Below are 2,792 nucleotides of genomic sequence, written 5' to 3'. Positions count from 1 at the left end.
CGGTGGCCTTCGTCGAGTCGCTGGGCGGCATCACCTTCGCCTACTGCCCCTACCCCGGCCTCGAGGAGCCACTGACCTGCCAGTTCGAAGGTCGCAACGGCTGCGATCGCCTGCGCAGCGGCCAGGATCTGGACCTGCATCTGCCGGCCGAGGCGCTCTACGTGTTCAACGGCGACGGCCTCGCCTTGCGCCGCCTGGCCGCACCGGAGTTGGCGGCATGAAGTGGCTGCCCTTGGTGGCGGCGCTAGCGGCCGCGCCGGCGCTGGCCGCATCGCCCAAGCTCCTGGTCTGGATCAATGGCGACAAGGCCTACAACGGCCTGCAGAAGGTCGGCGATGCCTTCGAGAAGGCCTCGGGCGTCAAGGTCGTCGTCGAGCACCCGGTCGATGCGACCGACAAGTTCCAGCAGGCCGCCGGTGCTGGCAAGGGCCCGGACATCTTCTGCTGGCCCCACGACCGTGTCGGCGAATGGGCCAAGGCGGGCTTGCTGACGTCGCTGCGTCCGTCGGCGCGGCTGAAGGCCGAGTCCGAAGACCAGGCCTGGGCGGCGCTGAGCTACCGCGGCCGCATCTGGGGCTACCCCATCGCCATCGAGACGACGGGCCTGATCTACAACAAGGCCCTGGTGCCCACGCCGCCCGCGACCTGGGACGAACTGATCGCGCTGGACAAGAAGCTTCAGGCCAGCGGCAAGCACGCCGTGCTGTGGGACTACAACAAGAGCTTCTTCAGCTGGCCCATGATTGCCGGCGCGGGTGGCGTCATCTTCGGCCGTGATACCCAGGGTGATTTCGATCCCAAGAAGGTGGACGTCAACAACGAAGGCGCCCTGGCTGGTGCCCAGATGATCGAGCGCCTCATCAAGGGCGGCCACATGCCCAAGGGCGCGCGCTACTCCGAGATGGAGTCCGCCTTTGCCCGTGGCGAGGTGGCCATGATGATCTCCGGCCCCTGGGCCTGGGACAACGCCAGGCGCGCCAAGATCGACATCGGCGTGGCACCCATTCCGGCCGTCATTGCCGGCAAGCCGAGCAAGAGCTTTGTCGGCGTGCTGGGCTGCATGATCTCGGCGCCCAGCAAGAACAAGGACATCGCCAAGGAGTTCATCGAGAACCACCTGATGCGCCCCGAAGCGCTGAAGGTGCTGGATGCCGACGTGCCCATCGGCGTGCCGGCCAACAAGGCCTTCTACGCCGAGCTGTCAGTCAACCCGCTGATCGCAGCCAGCATGACCAATGCGCGCAACGGCGCGCCCATCCCCAACATCCCCGAGGTCGGCCGCTTCTGGACCGCGATGGACGCGGCGCTCGAAGCCATCACCAACGGACTGCAATCACCGAAGGACGCGCTCGACGGCGCCGCCGCACGGATGCTGCTGAACAAATGAACGCCTTGTCCTCATCCCTCGGCCAAGGCGCCTACACGACGCTGCCGCCCTCGCTGACCGAGAAGCTGTCCAAGTGGCTGCACTGGCCGCTCGCCATCCTCGGCATGGTCGCCGCGCTGTATCTCGTCTTCCTGATTTACACGACCGGCCAGGCCGCCTGGGCCATCGGTCTGCTCGTGCTGTTCACCGCCGGCTTCTACGTCTACCTCAGCCGCGGCGGCTTCGCCTGGCGCTACCTCTTCCCCGGCGTGGCCGGCATGCTGGTCTTCATCGCCTTCCCGCTCGTCTACACGGCGCAGATCGGCCTGACGAACTACTCCAGCATCCACCTGCTCAGCGAAAGCCGCGTGCGCGAGTACCTGCTGGAGCAGCATGACGCGGTGGAAGACCGGGTGCTGAACTACAGCCTGCATGCCAGCGGCGCCGAATTCCGCCTCGTGCTGAAAACCGAAGGCGAAGCCAACCCGCAGTGGATGTCGCCACCGCTGGCGCTGCGCGCGGGCAAGGACCTCCGCGTGGACCTGGCCGCGGCGGACKCCACGTCCGCACCGACAGGCGCCGCCCTGCCCTTGCCCGAGCTGATCAAGCACCGCGACGCGCTGGCCAAGCTCGTGCTCGTTGCGCCCGACAAGACCGAGCTGCATTACCTCGGCCTGCGMGAGTTCGGCCCCGTCAAGCCGATGTGGACGACGAATGCCGACGGCAGCCTGACACGCGCCGCCGACGGCGCCGTGTTCAAGGCCAACCGCGACACCGGTTTCTTCCAGACGGCGGCGGGCGAAACCCTGCAGCCCGGCTTCAAGGCCTTCATCGGCATGGCGAACTACACGCGCATGCTGTTCGACGCCGAGTTCCGCGGCCCCTTCCTGTCCATCTTCAGCTGGACGGTCATCTTCTCTGCGCTGACCGTCGTCTTCTCAACCGCCATCGGCATGCTCTTCGCCGTGCTGCTGAACTGGGAGGGCATGAAGTACCGCACCACCTACCGCACCCTGCTCTTCCTGCCGTATGCGGTGCCGGGCTTCATTTCCATCCTCGTCTTCAAGGGCCTGTTCAACCAGAACTTCGGCGAGATCAATGCCATCCTGAACGCACTGATCGGCGTCAAGCCGGCCTGGTTTGCCGACCCGCTGCTGGCCAAGACCATGCTGCTGATCGTCAACGTGTGGCTGGGYTAYCCCTACATCATGATCCTGTGCTCYGGGCTGCTGAAGGCGATYCCSGCSGACCTGTACGAAGCCTCGGCSCTGGCCGGCGCCAGCCCCGCGACCAACTTCCTCAAGATCACYGCGCCGCTGATCATCAAGCCGCTGGCGCCGCTGCTGGTCAGYGCCTTCGCSTTCAACTTCAACAACTTCGTGCTGATCGCGCTGCTGACCGACGGCCGGCCGGACTTCCTGTCCAC

General features: G+C 66.2%; 3 protein-coding genes. All 3 read left to right on the top strand.

Going from position 1 to position 2,792, the window contains the following annotated elements:
* Positions 1-221: hypothetical protein (locus AC1DU6_RS26080; RefSeq protein ID WP_477860672.1), on the top strand; the 221-nt coding region annotated here is incomplete at its 5' end.
* On the top strand, positions 218-1,387 hold the full coding sequence (malE, locus tag AC1DU6_RS26075; RefSeq protein WP_457324995.1) for a maltose/maltodextrin ABC transporter substrate-binding protein MalE: 1,170 nt from the start codon (positions 218-220) through the stop codon (positions 1,385-1,387). The genes AC1DU6_RS26080 and malE, both read left to right, overlap by 4 nt.
* A gap of 5 nt (positions 1,388-1,392) precedes the next feature.
* On the top strand, positions 1,393-2,792 hold a 1,400-nt coding region (gene malF, locus AC1DU6_RS26070; RefSeq protein WP_477860671.1), incomplete at its 3' end, for a maltose ABC transporter permease MalF.

It is taken from the genome of Roseateles sp. P5_B10 (assembly GCF_056400485.1).
The sequence above is the reverse complement of the archived record's forward strand: the minus strand, read 5'-3'. Positions and strand labels throughout refer to the sequence as shown.